The organism is Klebsiella indica (assembly GCF_005860775.1).
GTDB classification, from domain to species: Bacteria; Pseudomonadota; Gammaproteobacteria; order Enterobacterales; family Enterobacteriaceae; genus Klebsiella; species Klebsiella indica.
This window is the reverse complement of sequence record NZ_VCHQ01000005.1, coordinates 53631-76015: the sequence shown is the minus strand read 5'-3', so window position 1 is coordinate 76015 and position 22385 is coordinate 53631. Positions and strand designations below refer to the sequence as shown.

Below are 22385 nucleotides of genomic sequence, written 5' to 3'. Positions count from 1 at the left end.
TTTTTTTGTTCTTTTTCTGCAGCACTGGAAGTCGGGTTACCTCTTCATGCCTGAGGTTTGTACCATCTTTCTCTCTGCGATTTCGGCTGTACAGCCCACGGTATTACGCTTTTCGGCAACCGGCGGCAACCTTATCTCTGACGTAAGCTACGTCAATGAATCTGAAGTTATGATACCTTCTGATGCGCAGGAAGAGCCAGAAATATGCGTCTGTGCTGCCATTGAATACCACCATATTCCTTACCAGATAAGCGACCTGGGTATCTCCTTACTTATTCATATTTTTTGAACAGAGGAGTCAATTTTCACCCTCTATGATTGTTTAACGATCGCGTCCACACTTACTCCATCGAAAACATATGGGGGTGCAATATGATCTATTTACGCAAAGCTAACGAACGTGGCCACGCTAACCACGGCTGGCTGGATTCCTGGCATACGTTCTCTTTCGCTAACTATTACGATCCGAACTTTATGGGCTTTTCAGCGCTGCGCGTTATCAATGATGACGTGATTGACGCGGGCCAGGGCTTCGGTACGCATCCGCACAAGGATATGGAAATCCTGACCTATGTGCTGGAAGGGGCCGTTGAGCACCAGGATAGCATGGGCAACAAAGAGCAGGTTCCGGCGGGCGAGTTCCAGATCATGAGTGCAGGAACTGGGATCCGTCACTCTGAGTACAACCCAAGCGACACGGAAAAACTGCATCTGTACCAGATCTGGATCATTCCGGAAAAAAATGGCATCACTCCGCGCTATGAACAGCGGCGCTTTGACGCTGTACAGGGCAAACAGCTGGTATTGTCGCCGGATGCCCGCGACGGTTCGCTGAAGGTGTTTCAGGATATGGAGTTGTATCGCTGGGCGTTGCTGAAAGACGAACAGTCGGTACACCAGATTGCCGCCGATCGCCGGGTATGGATCCAGGTGGTAAAAGGTGACGTGACTATTAATGGAACAAAAGCCACTACCAGCGATGGTCTGGCGATTTGGGATGAGCAGGCGATCTCCGTACATGCCGACAGCGATAGCGAGATTCTGCTGTTCGACCTGCCGCCGGTATAAATAATTTAATCAACCTTTCCTAAGGATCAGGAAAGGTTGAGCTTTGTCCGTGATAAACTGGGAAAATGTCTCCCATTTATCACAGTCAGGACGATGAAAAAGAAAAGACCCGTACTTCAGGATGTCGCCGATCTTGTCGGCGTGACCAAAATGACGGTCAGCCGCTACTTACGTAACCCGGAACAGGTTTCCGAAGCGCTGCGTGGCAAGATTGCCGTTGCTCTCGATGAACTGGGTTATATTCCGAATCGCGCGCCTGACATCCTTTCCAATGCAACCAGCCGCGCCATTGGCGTGCTGTTGCCCTCGCTAACGAATCAGGTATTTTCGGAAGTGCTGCGCGGCATTGAAAGCGTGACCGACGCTTTCGGCTACCAGACCATGCTGGCGCACTATGGTTATAAGCCGGATATGGAAGAAAAACGCCTGGAATCGATGCTCTCATGGAACATCGATGGCCTGATCCTTACCGAACGAACCCATACGCCACGTACCCTGAAGATGATTGAAGTGGCGGGTATCCCGGTGGTTGAACTGATGGACAGTAAGTCGCCGTGTCTCGATATTGCCGTCGGTTTTGATAACTTTGAAGCGGCGCGCCAGATGACCGCGGCGATAATCAACCGTGGCCACCGTCACGTTGCCTATCTGGGCGCGCGCCTTGATGAACGTACCATCATCAAACAGAAAGGGTATGAGCAGGCAATGCTTGATGCCGGGATGACGCCCTACAGCGTGATGGTCGAGCAGTCTTCGTCTTATTCCTCGGGGATTGAGCTGATGCGTCAGGCGCGCCGCGAATATCCGCAGCTTGACGGCATCTTCTGCACCAACGACGACCTTGCGGTCGGCGCTGCATTCGAGTGTCAGCGCCTGGGGCTGAGGATCCCTGACGACATGGCGATCGCCGGTTTCCACGGCCATGATATCGGCCAGGTGATGGAGCCGCGTCTGGCCAGCGTCCTCACGCCGCGTGAACGAATGGGGCGGATTGGCGCTGAACGTTTGCTGGCGCGTATTCGCGGTGAAGTGGTTACGCCAGAGATGTTAGATTTAGGTTTCACATTGTCACCAGGCGGATCTATTTAAACTGACAAATTTGAAGTAGATCACACATATTCACATCTGACAGCAATGGTTATTGCTTCTCCACATCGTCGGCATGACAATGTTACCGATAACAGTTACCCGTAACAATTCATCGCTACGCGAGCATATTCACACTGTTTAAAGCAGTCAGAGCTGCGCGTATGTGTCCAGTGGGAGGAAGCTTTGAGCACGACTAACCATGATCACCACATTTATGTCCTGATGGGCGTTTCCGGCAGCGGTAAATCTGCTGTCGCCAGCGAAGTGGCGCATCAACTACATGCCGCGTTTCTCGACGGCGACTTTCTGCATCCGCGCAGCAATATCAACAAAATGGCGTCCGGCGAACCGTTGAATGACGATGATCGTACGCCGTGGCTGCAGGCGCTGAACGATGCCGCATTTGCCATGCAGCGCACCAATGAAGTGTCGTTGATTGTCTGTTCTGCGCTGAAAAAGAGCTATCGCGACATTCTGCGTAAAGGCAATCCGAATCTCTCTTTTATCTACCTGAAGGGCGATTTTGCGGTCATTGAAAAACGCCTGAAGGCGCGTAAAGGCCACTTCTTCAAAACCCAGATGCTGGTCACGCAGTTTGCAACGCTGCAAGAGCCGGGGACGGATGAACACGATGTTTTCGTCGTTGATATCGATCAGCCATTGGAGGGTGTGGTCGCCAGCACCATTGAGGTGATTAACAAAGGCAGTCACGAGTGAGTACATTAACGCTTGTTTTAACAGCAGTCGGCTCCGTTTTGCTGCTGCTGTTTTTAGTCATGAAGGCGCGTATGCATGCTTTCCTGGCTTTGATGGTGGTTTCTATTGGCGCAGGGCTTTTTTCCGGTATGCCGTTGGATAAAATCGCGGCGACGATGGAAAAGGGGATGGGCGGCACGCTGGGCTTTCTGGCCGTTGTCGTCGCGCTAGGGGCGATGTTCGGTAAAATTTTGCATGAAACCGGCGCGGTCGACCAGATTGCCGTCAAGATGCTGAAGTCCTTTGGCCATAATCGCGCTCACTACGCGATAGGCCTGGCCGGGCTTATTTGTGCGCTGCCGCTGTTTTTTGAAGTGGCGATCGTGTTGCTGATTAGCGTGGCTTTCTCAATGGCGCGTCACACCGGCACCAACCTTGTGAAGCTGGTGATCCCGCTGTTTGCCGGGGTCGCCGCTGCGGCGGCATTCCTGCTGCCGGGGCCGGCGCCGATGCTGCTGGCTTCTCAGATGCACGCTGACTTTGGCTGGATGATCCTGATTGGTCTGTGCGCCGCAATTCCGGGGATGATTATTGCCGGGCCGCTGTGGGGCAATTTTATCAGCCGCTACGTTGAGCTGCATATTCCCGATGATATTAGCGAGCCGCACCTTGGTGAAGGCAAAATGCCGTCATTTGGCTTTAGCCTGGCGTTAATTCTGTTGCCGTTAGTGCTGGTTGGCCTGAAAACCATCGCCGCGCGTTTCGTAGCAGAGGGCTCAGCGGCCTATGAATGGTTTGAATTTATCGGCCATCCATTTACCGCTATCCTGGTGGCCTGCCTGGTGGCTATCTATGGGCTGGCGGTGCGTCAGGGAATGGCGAAAGATCGCGTAATGGAGATTTGCGGCCATGCGCTCCAGCCTGCGGGGATTATCCTGTTGGTCATCGGGGCGGGCGGCGTGTTCAAGCAGGTACTGGTGGATTCCGGAGTAGGTCCGGCGCTCGGCGAAGCGCTGACCGGTATGGGGCTGCCAATTGCGATCACCTGCTTCGTGCTGGCGGCGGCGGTGCGTATTATTCAGGGCTCTGCGACCGTCGCCTGCCTGACGGCCGTGGGCCTGGTGATGCCGGTTATCGAACAACTGCACTACAGCGGCGCGCAGATGGCGGCGCTCTCTATCTGTATCGCCGGTGGGTCTATTGTGGTCAGCCACGTCAACGATGCGGGTTTCTGGTTGTTCGGTAAGTTCACCGGCGCAACAGAAGCGCAAACGCTGAAGACCTGGACGTTGATGGAAACCATCCTCGGCACGGTTGGCGCGATTGTCGGTATGATTGCGTTTACGCTGTTGAGCTAAGCGTCTGAATAATGACCCGGCGAAGTAAAACACGGCCGGGTTAATCCCCTTTCTCCCGCGATTTTTTTAGCGAAATATTATCACTTTCGACCCCGGCTAATTTCCCTTTACGGGGAATGCGCCAAAGATGGCATCGTTCATCATTCTGGCTAATTCACTGATAATTATTATGGTTTTCTGAAACCAATGGCGTCAGCCGCAATACGGAATTAGCCGTGTTACTGATTAGTGGTCAATCATTGATTAATTTCACTTGCGACTTTAGCTGCATTTTGTAATGTGAGGGGCTAACCAGTAGGAAACTGGCCTGGAACAAACAGCACACACCTCGCAGGAATATGTTATGAAAAATGTTGGTTTTATCGGCTGGCGCGGAATGGTCGGCTCTGTTCTCATGCAACGCATGGTTGAAGAGCGCGACTTTGACGCCATTCGCCCTGTTTTTTTCTCCACCTCTCAACTGGGGCAGCCTGCACCCTCCTTTGGAGGACGCACCGGTGGCACGCTTCAGGATGCGTTTGATCTGGAAGCGCTGAAGGCGCTGGATATTATTGTCACGTGTCAGGGCGGCGATTACACCAACGATATTTATCCAAAGCTGCGTGAAAGCGGCTGGCAGGGTTACTGGATCGACGCAGCGTCTTCGCTGCGTATGAAAGAGGACGCCATCATTATTCTTGACCCGGTGAACCAGGATGTGATCACCGCCGGTCTGAATAATGGCGTGAAAACCTTTGTCGGCGGCAACTGTACCGTCAGTCTGATGCTGATGTCTCTCGGCGGCCTGTTTGCTCAGGATCTGGTCGAGTGGGTCAGCGTGGCGACGTATCAGGCGGCATCCGGCGGCGGTGCGCGTCATATGCGTGAGTTGCTGGGCCAGATGGGGCAACTGTACAACCATGTTGCCGTTGAACTGGCGGACCCGGCTTCTGCGATCCTTGATATTGAACGCAAAGTGACCTCGTTGACCCGCAGCGGAGAGCTGGCGGTGGACAACTTCGGCGTTCCGCTGGCGGGCAGCCTGATCCCATGGATCGACAAACAGCTGGATAACGGTCAGAGCCGTGAAGAGTGGAAAGGGCAGGCGGAGACCAACAAAATCCTCGCGACGGCTTCTCCGATCCCGGTCGACGGTCTGTGTGTTCGCGTTGGCGCCCTGCGCTGCCATAGCCAGGCGTTCACGATTAAGTTGAAAAAAGATGTTTCTATCCCGACCGTTGAGGAACTGCTGGCCGCGCATAATCCGTGGGCCAAAGTGGTACCGAACGATCGCGACATTACCATGCGTGAGCTGACTCCGGCCGCCGTCACCGGCACCTTGAGCACGCCGGTGGGCCGCCTGCGTAAACTGAATATGGGGCCGGAGTATCTGTCGGCCTTCACCGTTGGCGATCAGCTGTTGTGGGGAGCCGCCGAGCCGCTCCGTCGCATGTTAAAGCAATTAGCGTAATTCATTGTCACAAGATGAGAAAAGGGGTGTTGAATCACCCCTTTTTTTTGCGTAATACAGGGAGTAGACGCGAATGTTTTTTATTTTTCTTAACGGAGGTAATTCAGCCTTGGCTATGCTTTAAGTAAGGAGCCATGGTGTTTCCTTACCTGAAGGTGGGACGGCGCAGGAAGGTGCAAAATGTGCTGCGTCGTTCAGGGCAAAAAAAGTCGCCGCATGCAGGAAAGGGCGACACCTACAACAGGACGAAACCATGTCTAATCGTATTGATAAGGACGTGATTAATGCGCTTATTGCCGGCTATTTTGCGGACCCTTTTTCCGTGCTTGGCATGCATTACACCGACGCAGGGCTGGAAGTTCGTGCATTATTACCCGATGCCACCGATGTGTGGGTCATCGAACCAAAAACCGGGCGCAAAGTCGGCAAACTAGAATGCCTTGATTCGCGCGGTTTCTTTAGCGGTGTTCTGCCGCGGCGTAAAAACCCTTTTCGTTATCAGCTGGCCGTCACCTGGCACGGTCAGCAAAATTTGATTGATGATCCGTACCGTTTTGGCCCGTTGTTGCAGGATCTGGATGTCTGGCTGTTGTCGGAAGGTACGCATCTGCGACCCTATGAAACGCTGGGCGCGCACGCCGACACGATGGATGGCGTCGTGGGTACCCGTTTTTCGGTCTGGGCGCCTAACGCTCAACGGGTTTCGGTCGTCGGACAGTTTAATTATTGGGATGGTCGCCGTCATCCAATGCGATTGCGCAAAGAATCCGGTATCTGGGAACTGTTTGTTCCTGGCGCGCTCAACGGCCAGTTGTATAAATTTGAGCTTATCGATGCTCATGGTCATTTGCGGGTGAAGTCCGATCCCTACGCGTTTGAAGCGCAGATGCGCCCGGATAGCGCCTCGCTGATTTGCGGGCTGCCGGAGAAGGTCGAACAGCCGGAAGCACGCAAGCGGGCGAATCAGTTTGATGCGCCAATATCAATTTATGAAGTACACCTCGGTTCCTGGCGTCGCCATACCGATAATAACTTCTGGCTGAGCTACCGCGAACTTGCCGATCAACTGGTGCCTTACGCCAAATGGATGGGGTTTACGCATCTGGAACTGTTGCCGGTTAACGAGCATCCGTTTGATGGCAGTTGGGGATATCAGCCAACCGGGCTGTATGCGCCAACCCGCCGCTTCGGGACGCGAGAGGATTTCCGCTATTTTATTAACGCTGCGCACGCCGCAGGCCTCAACGTCATCCTTGACTGGGTTCCGGGTCATTTCCCGGTAGATGATTTTGCCCTCGCCTCGTTTGATGGTACGTCGCTGTATGAGCATAGCGACCCGCGTGAAGGCTACCATCAGGACTGGAACACACTGATTTACAACTATGGTCGTCGCGAGGTCAGCAATTATCTGGTCGGCAATGCCCTGTACTGGGTTGAACGCTTTGGCATTGATGCGCTGCGGGTGGATGCGGTGGCATCCATGATTTATCGCGACTACAGTCGCAAAGACGGCGAGTGGGTGCCGAATGAATATGGCGGCCGGGAAAACCTTGAAGCGATTGAGTTCCTGCGTAATACCAACCGGGTGCTGGGTGAACAGACGCCTGGGGCGGTGACGATGGCGGAAGAGTCCACCGATTTTGCCGGAGTTTCACGTCCTTCCTCCACGGGGGGGTTGGGATTCTGGTTCAAGTGGAACCTCGGCTGGATGCACGACACTCTCGATTATATGAAGCTCGACCCGGTGCATCGCCGTTATCATCACGACAAGATGACCTTCGGTATGCTCTACAACTACACCGAAAATTTTGTCCTGCCGCTCTCCCACGACGAAGTGGTACACGGGAAAAAATCACTTCTCGACCGCATGCCGGGCGACGCCTGGCAGAAATTCGCTAATCTGCGCGCCTATTACGGCTGGTTGTTTGCCTTCCCGGGTAAAAAGCTGCTGTTTATGGGGAATGAATTTGCTCAGGGGCGCGAGTGGAATCATGACGCAAGCCTTGACTGGCACCTGCTGGACGGTGGGGATAACTGGCATCACGGCGTCCAGCGGCTGGTGCGCGATTTAAACCACACCTATCGTCACCACAAAGCGTTGCATGAACTGGATTTCGATCCTTATGGCTTTGAATGGCTGGTGGTGGACGATCATGAGCGCTCGGTGTTTATCTTTGTGCGTCGCGACAGAGCGGGTAATGAAATTATCGTCGCCAGCAACTTTACCCCGGTGCCGCGTTATGACTATCGCTTTGGCATCAACCAGCCTGGCCGCTGGCGTGAAGAGCTGAACACCGATTCAATGTATTACCACGGGAGTAATACCGGCAATGGCGGAATTGTGGCAAGCGACGCGATTGCCAGCCACGGCCGTGCGCACTCCCTTTCGATTACGTTGCCGCCGCTGGCGACGATCTGGCTGGTGCGGGAGGCGGAATGATCGCACTCACAGCAGGAAAACCCGCGCCTTTGGGGGCCAGCTACGACGGTAAAGGGGTAAATTTCGCGCTCTTTTCCGCCCATGCGGAACGGGTGGAACTCTGTGTATTTGACGAACAGGGCAATGAGCGGCGTGTTGATCTGCCCGAACGCAGCGGTGATATCTGGCACGGCTGGCTGGCCGACGCCGGACCGGGGTTGCGTTACGGCTATCGCGTCCACGGTCCCTGGGACCCGGCGCGAGGGCATCGTTTTAACCCGGCCAAGCTGTTGATCGATCCCTGCTGTCATCAGGTGGACGGCGAGTTACCTGACGATGAACGTCTTCACGGCGGCGATCATGTTGCCGATAACCGCGATAGCGCGGCGATAGCGCCAAAGTCGCGGGTGGTGGATCTGCATTATGACTGGCGCGGCGATAAGCCGCCGCGCACGCCGTGGGGCAAGACGGTGATTTATGAAGCCCACGTCAAAGGGCTGACGTATCTGCACCCTGAACTGCCGGAGGCGCTTCGCGGCACCTACAGCGCGCTGGGGCATCCGGTGATGATCGACTACTTCAAGGCGCTGGGTATTACCGCGCTGGAGCTGATGCCGGTAGCGCAGTTTGCCAGTGAGCCGCGTCTTCAGCGGATGGGGTTAAGCAATTACTGGGGCTACAATCCGCTGGCGATTTTTGCCCTTGATACGCGCTACGCCAGCGTGCCGGAGCAGGCGCTGAAGGAGTTTCGCGATGCGGTAAAAGCACTGCATGCGGCGGGCATTGAGGTGATCCTTGATGTGGTGCTGAACCATAGCGCTGAGATCGATCTCGAAGGGCCGACCTTCTCTCTGCGCGGTATCGACAACCGTAGCTATTATTGGATCAGAGAAGATGGGGACTACCACAACTGGACGGGCTGCGGAAACACTCTCAACCTCAGCCACCCCGGCGTGGTGGAGTATGCCCGTCAGTGCCTGCGTTTTTGGGTGGATGAGTGTCACGTTGATGGCTTTCGCTTCGACCTGGCCTCGGTGATGGGGCGTACGCCGGCGTTTCGTCAGGATGCGCCGCTGTTTGAGGCTATCCGTAATGACCCGCGCCTGGCGGAAGTGAAGCTGATCGCCGAGCCCTGGGATATTGGCCCTGGCGGCTATCAGGTGGGTAATTTTCCGCCGTTTTTTGCTGAATGGAACGACCATTTCCGTGATACCACGCGTCGTTTCTGGTTACAACAAAATGTCTCATTGGGCGACTTCGCTCAGCGTTTTGCCGCGTCCAGCGATGTCTTTCAGCGTAATGGAAGAGCGCCGGCGGCAGCGGTCAATCTGGTCACCGCGCACGATGGTTTTACCCTTCGCGACTGCGTTTGTTTCAATCAGAAACATAATGAGGCAAACGGGGAAGAGAATCGCGATGGGACTAACAATAACTACAGCAACAATCATGGTATAGAAGGGTTAGAAGGGAGTCTTGCTGTGATTGAACGACGTCGCGCCAGCGTTCATGCCCTGCTGGCAACGCTGCTGCTGGCGCAGGGGACGCCGATGCTGCTGGCGGGTGACGAACATGGCCACAGTCAGCATGGCAACAATAATGCTTACTGCCAGGACAATGTGTTGACCTGGCTGGACTGGAACCAGGCTAACCGCGGATTGACCGCGTTCACTGCCGCACTGATTCATTTGCGCCAGCGTATTCCGGCATTAACCGAAAACCGCTGGTGGCAGGAGGGAGACGGTCGTGTGCGCTGGCTAAACCAGAATGCGCAGCCGCTGTCTGCCGAGGAGTGGCAGCACGGCGTACCGCGTATGCAGATCGTCTTATCCGATCGCTGGTTGATGACGTTCAATGCCACCGCCGAGGTGGCTGAGATGACTTTACCAACGGGGGAATGGCATGCCATTCCACCTTTCGCCGGAGAGGATAATCCGGTCACTATAGCTGTCTGGCATGGGCCCGCGCACGGATTGTGCGTATTTCAAAGGTCGTAACCTCGAGGCTTCCGGTTGGTCTCGAAGCGGCGGCGCGGCGAGAAGGGCAGGCAAGCTGGGGAGTAAAAAAGGAGTTAATTATGGTTGGAATAGAAAAGAATGATCCGTTGATGCTGGCGCGTCAGTTGCCGATCAAATCTGTTGCGCTGATCCTTGCCGGGGGGCGTGGTACCCGTCTGAAGGATTTAACCAATAAACGCGCGAAACCTGCCGTGCATTTCGGCGGTAAGTTCCGCATTATCGATTTTGCATTATCTAACTGTATTAACTCAGGTATTCGCCGCATCGGCATTATCACTCAATATCAATCCCATACGCTGGTGCAGCATATCCAGCGCGGCTGGTCGTTTTTCAATGAAGAGATGAACGAGTTTGTCGATCTATTGCCCGCCCAGCAAAGAATGAAGGGGGAAAACTGGTATCGCGGCACAGCAGACGCGGTGACGCAAAACCTCGATATTATCCGCCGCTATAAGGCCGAGTATGTGGTTATCCTCGCAGGCGACCATATTTACAAGCAGGACTACTCGCGCATGCTTATCGATCATGTCGAAAAAGGCGCACGTTGCACCGTGGCCTGTATGCCTGTGCCCATCGAAGAAGCATCGGCGTTTGGCGTGATGGCGGTAGATGAGAACGATAAGATCATCGATTTTGTCGAAAAACCGGCTAACCCTCCGGCAATGCCCGGCGATGCCAGCAAGTCACTGGCAAGTATGGGAATTTATGTCTTTGATGCTGATTATCTTTACGAGCTTCTGCAAGAAGACGACAGTGACGACATTTCCAGCCACGATTTTGGTAAAGACATCATTCCAAAAATTACTAAAACTGGCATGGCTTATGCACATCCCTTCCCGCTCTCCTGCGTGCAGTCAGATCCACAATCCGAGCCCTACTGGCGCGATGTCGGAACCCTGGAGGCGTACTGGAAAGCGAACCTCGACCTGGCTTCGGTAACCCCTGAACTGGATATGTACGATCAAAACTGGCCGATTCGTACTCATATGGAACCTTTGCCACCGGCAAAATTTGTCCAGGACCGTTCGGGGAGCCACGGAATGACCCTGAATTCGCTGGTCTCCGGCGGCTGTATTATCTCCGGTTCTGTTGTCGTGCAGTCGGTACTGTTCCCGCGCGTGCGGGTGAATTCATTCTGTAATATTGACTCGGCGGTCTTGTTGCCGGAGGTTTGGGTTGGCCGTTCGTGCCGTCTGCGTCGCTGTATTATTGACCGGGCCTGCGTGATCCCGGAAGGTATGGTGGTTGGTGAGAATGCGGAAGAGGATGCTCGTCGTTTCTACCGCTCGGAGGAAGGTATCGTGCTGGTTACTCGCGATATGCTGCGGACATTGGGGTACCCACAGGAGCGCTAATGCAGGTATTACATGTGTGTTCAGAGATGTTCCCGCTGTTAAAAACCGGTGGGCTGGCGGATGTGATAGGCGCGCTGCCTGCGGCGCAAATTGCGGGCGGCGTGGATACGCGCATACTGCTGCCCGCGTTTCCCGATATCCGCCGCGGTATTACCGATGCACAGGTGGTGACTCGCCGGGAGACTTTCGCCGGGCCGATTACGCTGCTGTTTGGCCATTTCAATAGCGTGGGCATCTATTTGATTGATGCTCCGCATCTTTACGATCGTCCGGGGAGTCCCTACCACGATACGAATCAGCACGCCTATACCGATAACGTGTTGCGTTTTGCGCTGCTGGGTTGGGTAGGCAGCGAAATGGCCTGTGGTCTGGACCCCTTCTGGCGTCCTGATGTTGTTCATGCCCATGACTGGCATGCGGGACTGACGCCAGCATACCTGGCGGCACGTGGCCATCCGGCGAAATCGGTCTTTACGGTGCATAACCTGGCCTATCAGGGAATGTTTTACTCGTGGCATATGAATGACATTGAACTGCCATGGTCGTTCTATAACATGCACGGGCTGGAATTTAACGGCCAGATCTCCTTCCTGAAGGCCGGTCTCTACTACGCTGACCACATTACCGCGGTGAGCCCAACCTATGCCCGTGAAATTACAGAGCCGCAGTTCGCTTACGGAATGGAAGGACTGCTGCGCCAGCGTCAGCATGAAGGGCGTTTGTCCGGGATCCTTAACGGAGTGGATGACCAGATCTGGAATCCGCAAAGCGACTTGCTACTGGCTGCGCGCTACGATCGCGATCGGCTGGAGGAAAAAGCAGAGAACAAGCGTCAGTTGCAAATTGCGATGGGGCTGCAGGTGGATGATAAAGCGCCGTTGTTTGCCGTGGTCAGTCGCCTCACCAGCCAGAAAGGGCTGGATCTGGTGCTTGAAGCGCTACCGGGCCTGCTTGAGCAGGGTGGCCAACTGGCACTGCTGGGGGCGGGCGATCCGGTTCTGCAAGAGGGGTTTCTTGCCGCCGCTGCCGAGCACCCCGGTAAAGTCGGCGTGCAGATTGGCTACCATGAAGCTTTTTCGCATCGCATTATGGGCGGGGCCGATGTGATTCTGGTGCCCAGCCGCTTTGAGCCGTGTGGCTTAACCCAGCTGTATGGCCTGAAATATGGCACGCTACCGCTGGTGCGGCGCACCGGCGGCCTGGCGGATACCGTGTCCGACTGTTCGCTGGAGAACCTCGCCGACGGTCTGGCCACCGGGTTTGTTTTTGCAGACAGCAACGCTTTGTCACTGCTGCGGGCTATTCGACGCACATTTGTTTTGTGGTCGCGCCCGTCGCTCTGGCGTTATGTTCAGCGTCAGGCAATGAATATGGATTTTAGCTGGCAGGTTGCCGCCAATTCTTACCGCGAACTTTATCAACGCTTGCTGTAATCACAGGAGCCAAAGCTATGAATGCACCGTTTAGCTACGCATCGCCTACGTTAAGCGTTGAGGCGTTAAAGCACTCAATTGCTTATAAGCTGATGTTTATCATCGGCAAAGATCCGGCTATCGCCAACAAACATGAATGGCTCAATGCCACATTGTTCGCGGTTCGCGATCGCATGGTGGAGCGCTGGTTGCGCTCCAACCGGGCGCAACTCTCTCAGGAAGTTCGCCAGGTTTACTATCTGTCAATGGAATTTCTGATTGGGCGTACCTTGTCCAATGCATTGCTGTCGCTGGGTATCTATAACGATGTCAACAGCGCGCTGGAAGAGATGGGGCTGAGCCTTGAAGAACTGATTGATGAGGAGAACGACCCCGGATTAGGTAACGGTGGTCTTGGGCGTCTGGCGGCCTGTTTCCTTGATTCTCTGGCGACACTGGGTTTGCCCGGCCGTGGCTACGGTATTCGTTACGACTACGGCATGTTTAAGCAGAACATTGTTGATGGCCGGCAAAAAGAGTCTCCGGATTACTGGCTGGAATACGGCAACCCGTGGGAGTTCGAGCGCCACAATACCCGCTATAAAGTGCGTTTCGGCGGGCGAATTCAGCAGGAAGGTAAAAATTCACGCTGGGTGGAAACCGAGGAGATTTTTGCCGAAGCCTATGACCAGATTATTCCAGGCTTTGATACCGATGCGACGAACACGCTGCGCCTGTGGAGTGCGCAGGCCAGTAATGAAATCAATCTGGGTAAATTCAACCAGGGGGATTACTTCGCGGCGGTAGAGGATAAAAACCACTCTGAAAACGTTTCCCGCGTGCTCTACCCGGATGATTCTACCGATTCCGGGCGTGAGCTGCGCCTGCGCCAGGAGTATTTCCTCGTTTCTGCGACGGTGCAGGATATCCTCAGCCGTCACTATCAGTTGCATAGAACCTACGACAATCTGGCGGATAAAATCGCCATTCACCTTAATGATACGCACCCGGTGCTGTCGATTCCGGAGCTGATGCGTCTGCTGATTGATGAGCATAAGTTTAGCTGGGATGAGGCGTTTGAGGTGGCCTGTCAGGTCTTCTCTTATACCAACCACACCCTGATGAGCGAAGCGCTGGAGACCTGGCCTGTTGATATGCTGGGTAAAATCCTGCCGCGTCATTTGCAGATCATCTTTGAGATTAACGACTACTTCCTGAAAACGTTGCAGGAGCAATATCCCAACGATACCGCGCTGTTGGGCCGGACGTCGATTATTGATGAGTCCAACGGTCGTCGCGTTCGTATGGTCTGGCTGGCGGTGGTCGTTAGCCACAAAGTCAACGGAGTGTCGGAACTGCACTCCAGGTTGATGGTGGAGTCGCTGTTCGCCGAGTTTGCGAAAATCTTCCCGATGCGCTTTACCAACGTGACCAATGGCGTGACTCCGCGTCGCTGGCTGGCGCTGGCGAATCCGCCGCTGTCAAAAGTGCTTGATGACAATATTGGTCACACCTGGCGCACGGATTTGAGTCAACTGGAGGAACTGGAACAGCATATTGATTACCCGTTGGTGAACAAGGCTGTGCGCCAGGCGAAACTGGAAAACAAGCAGCGACTGGCGAGCTATATCGCCCAGCAGCTTAATGTAGTGGTGAACCCGAAGGCGCTGTTTGACGTGCAGATCAAGCGTATTCATGAGTACAAACGCCAGTTGATGAACGTGCTGCATGTGATAACCCGCTACAATCGCATTAAGGCCGACCCTGACGCGGAGTGGGTACCGCGAGTGAATATCTTCGCCGGGAAGGCGGCGTCCGCTTACTACATGGCCAAGCACATTATTCATTTGATTAATGATGTGGCGGCGGTGGTGAACAGCGATCCGCAGATTGGCGATAAGCTGAAAGTGGTGTTTATCCCTAACTACAGCGTGAGTCTGGCGCAGTTGATCATTCCGGCAGCCGATCTTTCAGAGCAGATCTCGCTGGCGGGAACGGAAGCGTCCGGGACCAGCAATATGAAGTTCGCGCTTAATGGCGCGTTAACTATCGGTACGCTGGACGGCGCTAACGTTGAGATGCAGGAGCACGTTGGTGAAGAGAATATCTTTATCTTCGGCAATACCGCAGAAGAAGTGGAAGCCCTACGGGCCAGCGGTTACAAGCCGCGTGATTATTATGATCAGGATGAAGAGCTGCATCTGGCGCTGACGCAAATCGGCACCGGTCTGTTCAGCCCATCAGAGCCGGGTCGTTACCGCGATCTGCTGGATTCGCTGATTAACTTTGGCGACCACTATCAGGTACTGGCGGATTATCGTAGCTATGTGGATTGCCAGGATAAAGTGGATGAGCTGTATCGTCATCCGGAAGAGTGGGCGATTAAAGCGATGCGCAATATCGCCAATATGGGCTATTTCTCCTCCGATCGTACGATTAAAGAGTACGCCGACCATATCTGGTATATCGATCCGGTAAGGTTGTAGCGGTTTGACGCTTGAGAACGGGGCCAGACGGCCCCGTTTTTATCTTATCTGGCTTAATCGAGCGGGTCTCTAAGACGCCAGCGAAAGTTCAGACTTTCGTTCAGACTTTCCCGCGTGCTGCGCCAGCCATTCGCTGATGCGATCCTGCTGTTCGGCTGTCAGCCACATTCCCTGTTTAGTCCGCCGCCAGATAGCGTCATCCAGGGTGCGAACCCACTCATGTTCGACCAGATATGTAAGTTCGGCTTCGAAAAATTCATGGCCGAAATCTTCCCCCAGATCGGCCAACGATGTGGCTGTATCCAGGAGTTTTTCGCTGTTGCTGCCGTAGGTCCGCGCATAGTGGCGGGCCATTGACTCACTGATAAACGAGAAACGACGGCGCAGTTTTGCCGCGTAGTCATCCCGATCGCCGCCGATATCGCCGCCGGGCAGAACGGCTGTTTTCGTCCATGCCGGGCCGATACCTTTGTAGTAGGGGACCAGTTTTTCCAGCGCATGTTCAGCCAGTTTGCGATAAGTCGTGAGCTTACCGCCAAATACTGATAGCAGCGGCGCCTGGCCGTTTTCATCATGGATATCAAGGGTGTAATCGCGGGTGATCGCCTGCGGTGAATCAGACTCGTCATCACAAAGCGGGCGGACACCGGAATAGCTCCAGACGATATCGTCGCGAGACAACGTCTTTTTAAAGTGTGCGTTATAGACATTCAGCAGATAGCTAACTTCTTTGTCATCAATAGCAACAGTTTTCGGATCGCCCGTATACTCGACGTCAGTGGTACCGATTATCGAGAACTCATCCATCCACGGGATCACAAACACAATGCGTTTGTCTTCATTTTGCAGAATATAAGCCTGTTTCTGCGTATGCACGCGCGGCACGACGATATGGCTGCCCTTAATCAGGCGAATACCGTACGGTGAACGCAGGTGCATCCCTTCGTCGAAGAATTGTTTGACCCACGGGCCGGTGGCATTAACCAGACCGCGTGCCTGCCAGGTGAACTTTTCGCCCGTATCACGATCTTCCGCTTCGACCACCCATAAACCGTTTTCACGTTTAGCCGAGAGGGCACGGGTACGGGTTCGCACTTCGCCACCTTTCTGTACAACCATTTGCGCATTGGCGAGTACCAGTCGCGCATCATCGACCCAGCAGTCGGAATATTCGAAACCGCGCACAATTTCAGGTTTAAGCACCGACTCTGCGCCAAAACGCAATCCGGTCGAGCCGGGCAAACTGGTACGCTTGCCCAGATGATCGTACATAAACAGACCAATACGGATCATCCATGCCGGGCGCAGATGCGGGCGGTGCGGTAAACGAAAGCGCATCGGAAAGGCGATATGCGGCGCCATTTTTAGCAGCACCTCACGTTCCGCCAGCGCTTCGCTCACCAGACGGAATTCGTAGTGTTCAAGGTAACGCAGGCCGCCGTGAATCAGTTTTGAGCTGGCGCTGGACGTCGCGCAGGCCAGATCGTTTGCTTCCAGCATCAGTACGGATAAACCACGCCCTGCGGCATCTGCTGCGATACCCGCACCGTTGATGCCTCCCCCTATCACAATCAGATCTTTGGTTTCCACGCTCGCCACCTCTCACGCTTTCGTTTAAGTTCATAAATGTTCGATATCGCTCAATATAGCAAACAATCACGCTGTTGGTAACATCAAAAAAACATTTCAGAGTGATGCGTGTAACATATTGGCGTTTATTTACCGCCACGCTGTACACTAGGCGCTAAAATCTGGGGCGTTTCGCCGCCTGCCTGTATAAGAAGAGAGCTTATGGATCACTTTGAATGTATTAACGTAGAAGAAGCCCATCAGAAAATGCACCAGCAGACGGCGGTGCTGGTGGATATTCGCGACCCGCAGAGCTACGCGATGGGCCATACGCCGGGCGCGTTTCATTTGACCAACGACACGCTGGGGGCATTTATGCGCGATAACGATTTTGATACCGCCGTTATGGTGATGTGTTATCACGGCAATAGCAGTAAAGGTGCCGCGCAGTATCTGCTACAGCAGGGTTACACGGAGGTTTATAGCGTCGATGGCGGGTTTGATGCCTGGCATCGGCATTTTCCGGCGGAAGTCGCACATGGCGCACGTTAGGCGTTAGCGTCGGTTGTGGCTGTACCCGGCATACTTCAAGCTGCAGATACGTAGGCTACGTCCGCTCATCCCGGTCACTTACTTGAGTAAGCTCCTGGGAATTCGTGTACTTGTCGCCTTTCTGCAACTCGAATTATTTAGGGTATATAATATCTCCCTTTGTGTGGAATAAGCGATCCGCTGCATGTTAATGATTACCTCTTTTGCTAATCCGCGCGTGGCCCAGGCGTTTGTCGACTATATGGCGACTCAGGGCATTATTCTGACTATTCAGCAGCATGCTCAGAGCGATATCTGGCTGGCTGATGAGAGTCAGGCCGGGCGCGTACAGGCCGAGCTGGCCCGTTTTCTGGAAAATCCCGCCGATCCACGTTACCTGGCCGCCAGTTGGCAGTCGGGGCAGACTAATAGCGGATTGCATTACCAACGTTTCCCCTTTTTAGCAACGCTTCGCCATAACGCCGGGCCATTTACCTGGGTCGTCTTATTCGCCTGTATTCTGGTGTTTATTCTGCAAACGGTTTTCGGCGATCAGGCGATGATGCTGTTGCTGGCCTGGCCCTATGATCCCTCGCTGAAATTTGAAGTGTGGCGCTACTTTAGCCATGTTCTCATGCATTTCTCCTTGCTGCATATTCTGTTCAACCTGTTATGGTGGTGGTATCTCGGCGGGGCGGTAGAAAAACGTATTGGCAGTGGAAAGCTGGTAGTGATTACCGTGATTAGCGCCTTGTTAAGCGGCTTTGTTCAGCATCAGTTTAGCGGCCCCTGGTTTGGCGGCTTGTCGGGCGTCGTCTATGCGCTGATGGGCTATGTCTGGCTGCGGGGGGAGCGTGAACCGCAGAGCGGCATTTATTTACAGCGAGGCTTAATACTCTTCTCTTTAGTATGGTTAATTGCTGGATGGTTTGATGTTTTCGGCATGTCGATTGCGAACGGCGCGCATGTGGCTGGCCTGGTGACCGGGCTGGCGATGGCGTTTGTTGATACGCAGAATGGGCGAAAACGAACGTAGAGGCTCTCAGGATATTTCATGAAACAAACACAACGTCATGACGCGATTATTGAGTTGGTAAAAAAACAGGGATATGTCAGTACCGAAGAGCTGGTCGAGCAGTTTGCCGTTAGTCCACAGACTATTCGTCGTGACCTGAACGATTTAGCCGATCAGAAAATGATTCTGCGTCACCATGGCGGCGCGGCCCTGCCTTCCAGTTCGGTGAATACTCCCTGGCACGACAGGAAATCGACACAGACGCAGGAAAAAGAGCGCATTGCCCGCAAGGTGGCGAGCGAGATCCCCGACGGCGCGACCCTGTTTATCGATATCGGTACGACGCCGGAAGCGGTGGCGCATGCCTTACTCAATCATAACGATCTGCGTATCGTCACCAATAACCTGAACGTCGCCAATACGCTCATGGCGAAAGAGGACTTCCGCATTATTCTGGCAGGCGGCGAGTTGCGTAGCCGGGATGGTGGCATTATCGGCGAGGCCACACTGGATTTTATCTCCCAGTTTCGTCTTGATTTCGGCATTCTCGGCATCAGCGGCATCGACAGCGATGGCTCGTTGCTGGAGTTTGACTACCACGAAGTGCGCACCAAGCGGGCGATTATTGAAAACTCGCGTCACGTGATGCTGGTGGTTGATCACTCGAAATTTGGCCGTAACGCGATGGTCAACATGGGCAGTATTAGCATGGTTGATGCGATCTACACCGATATGATGCCGCCCGCTGGCGTGCTGAAGGTGATTACCGACAACAACCTCCAACTGGAACTGTGCTGAGTATGTTGGGTTTCCGGCCTCTGGTGCTGATAAGGTTGTTACTTCTCCGCTGGCGCGTATTGTGCTGGCCGGGGAGGATCCTGAGGGCGGGTTGCTTAACAAACACGCGGGTTATCGCCGGCGATGGCGAAGGGAAGACGCCAGGCGGATGGCGGCCTTTCCGCCTGGGATTAAGTTCGGTTATCGCTATACGCCATATCCCATCATTTTCAACAACTGCTGGGCATGCTGTACGGCATCCTGGCGGTGCGCTACGCCAAGCTTCTGGTACAAATTGCGAATATGGGTCTTGATGGTGGTGGCCGCAACATCCAGTTCACCGGCAATTTGCTCGTTGCTATAGCCGGAATAGATAAGCCCGAGTACCTGCCATTCGCGCTGGGTCAGCGGGCTGGTACGAATCAGTTCCGGGACATCCGGATGATTCAGCAGGCGTTCGACAAAGCTTTCATCAAAGTGGGCGAATTTGTGACGGTGATGCTGGTTGATATCGCGCAGAATGCGCTGAGCACGATGCTGTTCCAGTTCCGGTAGCGTATTGAGCTGAATCAACTGGCGTAGCTGCTGCGCCATCGTCTCGCCTTCAATGACAAAATGGTTAATGAATCCGGTACGGTTGGCGAGCGCGAGCGCTTCCAGTAGCGCTTTCTGAGCTTCGCTTTTACGCCCTGCCTGCCAGTAAAGCTGGTTGAGTAACAGCAGGTTGCGGTTCAGATCGCTCATCAGACGCAGCGAGCGGGCATTGTCGTTTAACTCATCCAGCACCATTTCGGCGGAATCAAAATCACCGAGCAGGATCTGCGCGCGGGCGATATTGCGCCACTGACTCTGCAGGAAGTGGTTATTGGCAAATTCCGGTTTTGGCGTCTGACGCAGCCAGTTCGCCGCTGCGGCTTTATCGCCGGTCATTTGCCAGTAAATCACCCGGACTTTATCGGCATTGGATACCCAGTCGCTATGGTAATTGCCGTTTCCGAGCAGATTTTCAAGACGATTCAAATGACTGCGGGCATTATCCAGATCGCCGCGCGCCAGCGAACACTGGATCATCAGGGTCAGGCACTGTAACTGTTGCTGCGGTTGATAGGAGGAAAGTACGTTCATGCCATTGCGCGCGGACGTCTCCGCTTCATCCAGGCGCGCCCAGGCCCACAGGAGTTGGGAACGAATGCGCAACAGGAATTCATGCATGGGCAGTTGCTCAAGATGCTGCTCGCGAATTAACTGAAAGGCTTTTTCCTGAATCTCCCAGGCGGCCTGCAGGAAGCCCTGAGCAAACAGAATTTCGCTCTGCTGGATCATACTCCACAGCGCATAGTGCCAGACATCATGATGGCGGGACATCTGTTCCGTTTGCTGCATGACCGCCAGCGACTGGCTCAACTGGCCTTTGCAGTGCAGCACTTCGCCGTGTACTGATGTTGCAACGATACGACTGTAGTAGCTGGCCAGCGGCAGTTCATCAAGGGCCACCATCGCCAGGCGTTCGGCTTCGTCCTGATCGCCGGCATTAATCGCCACCTGGGCTCGCAGGGCATTGAAATCCCCATGCATGGCAATATCCATTTCCCGGTCCATCTCCTGCTCGGCGCGCGCCAGCAGGGTATTCACTTCGCTATAGCGGTGCTGGCTTTGCATAAGCCAGGCCTGCAACAAAATTAAACGCGGGTTTTCCAGCAGGTTTGACCATGGCAGCGCGGCGAGGGACTGCTCCAGCAAACTCAGCTCGCTGTGGTTAAACATGCCCCACGCGTGATTGAGCAGAATATCGCGCAGCATGGTGGCATCACCAGCGGCCAGAGCGTGGTGAATAGCCTCGCTCGGAAAGCCTTGCGCCATCCAGCTCTCGGCTGCCGCGCGGTGTATATCCGGCAGTTCGACCGCCAGCTCCCACTGGCAGCGCTGGCGCAGGAAATTGCCGAATAGCGGATGGTAGCGGAACCACTCGCCGGAATCGTCCATTCGTTGCAGGAATAATCCCTGGCGCTCAATCTCTTCCAGCTTCATCTGGCCATTCTCTTCCCCGGTGACGCGGACGATGAGCGCATCGTTCATTGAACGCAGTAACGCGCTTTTCAGCAAAAAGTTACGCGTCTGAGGATCAACGTTATCCAGCACCTCATCGACCAGGTAGTCAGAAAGGTGACTGGCGTTAATGCCGGCAAGACGTCGGGCTGAGTGATGCGCGGAAGTATTGTTATTTCGTGCCGAAAGCGCAATCAACTGCAGGGCGGTGGCCCACCCGGCAACATCGTCACACAGCCGTTTGCTCTCGTCGGCTTCAATTGGCGAGCTGAGACGGCAGTCAAAAAACTGCTTGGTTTCCTGATGGGTAAAAGCGAGTTGTTGACTGCCGATTTCAAGGAGCTGATCGCGCACGCGCAGGTTGGCAATCCCCAGTTGCGGCAGGTTACGCGACAGAACCACCAGGGTCATATTTTCCGGCTGATGGCGGAGAAAGAAGCGCATTGCATCATGAATGACCGGGTTGCTAATCAGGTGGTAATCATCAATGACCAGGAAAAGCGGATTCTGCCAGTCGGCAAGCTCAATGAATAATTGTGCGAAGAGGGAAGGCAGGCTGGCATACTGGCGCTTTTGCACCATTGTTTCACTGGCCGTACAGTGACCACCGGTGGCCTGTTGAATGGCAGCGATGAGGTAACTGGCAAAACGCTCCTGTTGGTTATCACCTTCATCCAGTGAGAACCAGCCAAGGTGATTTTTCCCTGCTGCCCATTGAGCAACGAGCGTGGTCTTACCGTATCCTGCCGGACTGGTCACCAGCGCGAGACGATAATTGTTCGCGCCGGAAAGTTTCGCCAGTAATCGCTCACGAACGACGGTGTGTTCAAGGCGGACCGGACGACTTAATTTAGACGGAATCAACATAGTTCTTCATTATTTCGCTGTGCAAGGGCGGAGTTACGTTTTTTTTTGCGCTTCGTAATTAATATCTAACAAGGTTGACCAGAATGAATTTTATTGCAAGTTATGTCCGGGATTTATACTCTTTAATTTGCTCTATGTCACAAATTTATATGCTGAGTGAAATGTGCATAAAAAGATGCCAGTATGCGCGGTTGCTGGGTTCAGAGGGATTTCGAGGGCTGAAGGGCACGTT

General features: G+C 54.1%; 15 protein-coding genes. 13 read left to right on the top strand and 2 right to left on the bottom strand.

From position 1 onward, the window contains the following. Positions 1–372: 372 nt before the first annotated feature. The 10 genes from yhhW to glgP all read left to right on the top strand — a co-directional run bounded on the left by yhhW (position 373) and on the right by glgP (position 15348). A complete protein-coding gene (gene yhhW / locus FE839_RS03775) occupies positions 373–1068 on the top strand; it encodes a quercetin 2,3-dioxygenase (RefSeq protein WP_138359304.1) in 696 nt (231 codons plus the stop codon). Between the two features lie 93 nt (positions 1069–1161). Beyond that, positions 1162–2157 (top strand): gluconate operon transcriptional repressor GntR, encoded by a 996-nt coding sequence (gntR, locus tag FE839_RS03770; protein WP_138359302.1) that lies wholly within the window; start codon positions 1162–1164, stop codon positions 2155–2157. A gap of 183 nt (positions 2158–2340) precedes the next feature. Next, positions 2341–2874: a gluconokinase gene (gene gntK / locus FE839_RS03765; RefSeq protein ID WP_138359300.1), complete on the top strand. Its 534-nt coding sequence runs from the start codon at positions 2341–2343 to the stop codon at positions 2872–2874. Then, positions 2871–4211 (top strand): gluconate transporter, encoded by a 1341-nt coding sequence (gene gntU / locus FE839_RS03760; protein WP_138359298.1) that lies wholly within the window; start codon positions 2871–2873, stop codon positions 4209–4211. The genes gntK and gntU overlap by 4 nt, the downstream gene beginning before the upstream one ends. A 343-nt stretch (positions 4212–4554) precedes the next feature. After that, the gene (gene asd / locus FE839_RS03755) at positions 4555–5661 is read left to right on the top strand and encodes an aspartate-semialdehyde dehydrogenase (RefSeq protein ID WP_138359296.1); all 1107 of its coding nucleotides are present in this window, start codon (positions 4555–4557) and stop codon (positions 5659–5661) included. Positions 5662–5914: 253 nt separating this feature from the next. Then, positions 5915–8101: a 1,4-alpha-glucan branching enzyme gene (glgB, locus tag FE839_RS03750; RefSeq protein WP_138359294.1), complete on the top strand. Its 2187-nt coding sequence runs from the start codon at positions 5915–5917 to the stop codon at positions 8099–8101. Further along, positions 8098–10074 (top strand): glycogen debranching protein GlgX, encoded by a 1977-nt coding sequence (glgX, locus tag FE839_RS03745; RefSeq protein ID WP_138359292.1) that lies wholly within the window; start codon positions 8098–8100, stop codon positions 10072–10074. The genes glgB and glgX overlap by 4 nt, the downstream gene beginning before the upstream one ends. 80 nt (positions 10075–10154) lie before the next feature. Beyond that, positions 10155–11450: a glucose-1-phosphate adenylyltransferase gene (gene glgC, locus FE839_RS03740; RefSeq protein ID WP_138359290.1), complete on the top strand. Its 1296-nt coding sequence runs from the start codon at positions 10155–10157 to the stop codon at positions 11448–11450. Beyond that, complete coding sequence (gene glgA, locus FE839_RS03735; RefSeq protein ID WP_138359288.1) at positions 11450–12883, top strand: glycogen synthase GlgA; 1434 nt, start codon at positions 11450–11452, stop codon at positions 12881–12883. Before glgC ends, glgA begins: the two co-directional genes overlap by 1 nt. A gap of 17 nt (positions 12884–12900) precedes the next feature. Then, positions 12901–15348 carry a glycogen phosphorylase gene (gene glgP / locus FE839_RS03730; protein WP_138359286.1) on the top strand — a complete coding sequence of 816 codons (2448 nt, stop codon included), beginning with the start codon at positions 12901–12903 and terminating at the stop codon, positions 15346–15348. 69 nt (positions 15349–15417) lie between these two features. Here glgP and glpD read toward each other — a convergent pair whose 3' ends face one another. Further along, positions 15418–16938, bottom strand: coding sequence for a glycerol-3-phosphate dehydrogenase (gene glpD, locus FE839_RS03725; protein ID WP_138359284.1), 1521 nt, complete (start codon positions 16936–16938; stop codon positions 15418–15420). A gap of 201 nt (positions 16939–17139) precedes the next feature. Between glpD and glpE the strand changes: the two genes are divergently transcribed. The 3 genes from glpE to FE839_RS03710 all read left to right on the top strand — a co-directional run bounded on the left by glpE (position 17140) and on the right by FE839_RS03710 (position 19261). Beyond that, positions 17140–17469, top strand: coding sequence for a thiosulfate sulfurtransferase GlpE (glpE, locus tag FE839_RS03720; RefSeq protein ID WP_138359282.1), 330 nt, complete (start codon positions 17140–17142; stop codon positions 17467–17469). A gap of 184 nt (positions 17470–17653) precedes the next feature. Continuing rightward, positions 17654–18484, top strand: a complete 831-nt coding sequence (gene glpG, locus FE839_RS03715; protein ID WP_138359280.1) for a rhomboid family intramembrane serine protease GlpG — start codon at positions 17654–17656, stop codon at positions 18482–18484. Positions 18485–18502: 18 nt separating this feature from the next. Next, entirely contained in the window at positions 18503–19261 is a 759-nt protein-coding gene (locus FE839_RS03710; RefSeq protein WP_138359278.1) for a DeoR/GlpR family transcriptional regulator, read from the top strand. A 186-nt stretch (positions 19262–19447) separates the two neighbouring features. Here FE839_RS03710 and malT read toward each other — a convergent pair whose 3' ends face one another. Continuing rightward, positions 19448–22153 carry an HTH-type transcriptional regulator MalT gene (gene malT, locus FE839_RS03705; RefSeq protein ID WP_138359276.1) on the bottom strand — a complete coding sequence of 902 codons (2706 nt, stop codon included), beginning with the start codon at positions 22151–22153 and terminating at the stop codon, positions 19448–19450. Positions 22154–22385: the final 232 nt, after the last annotated feature.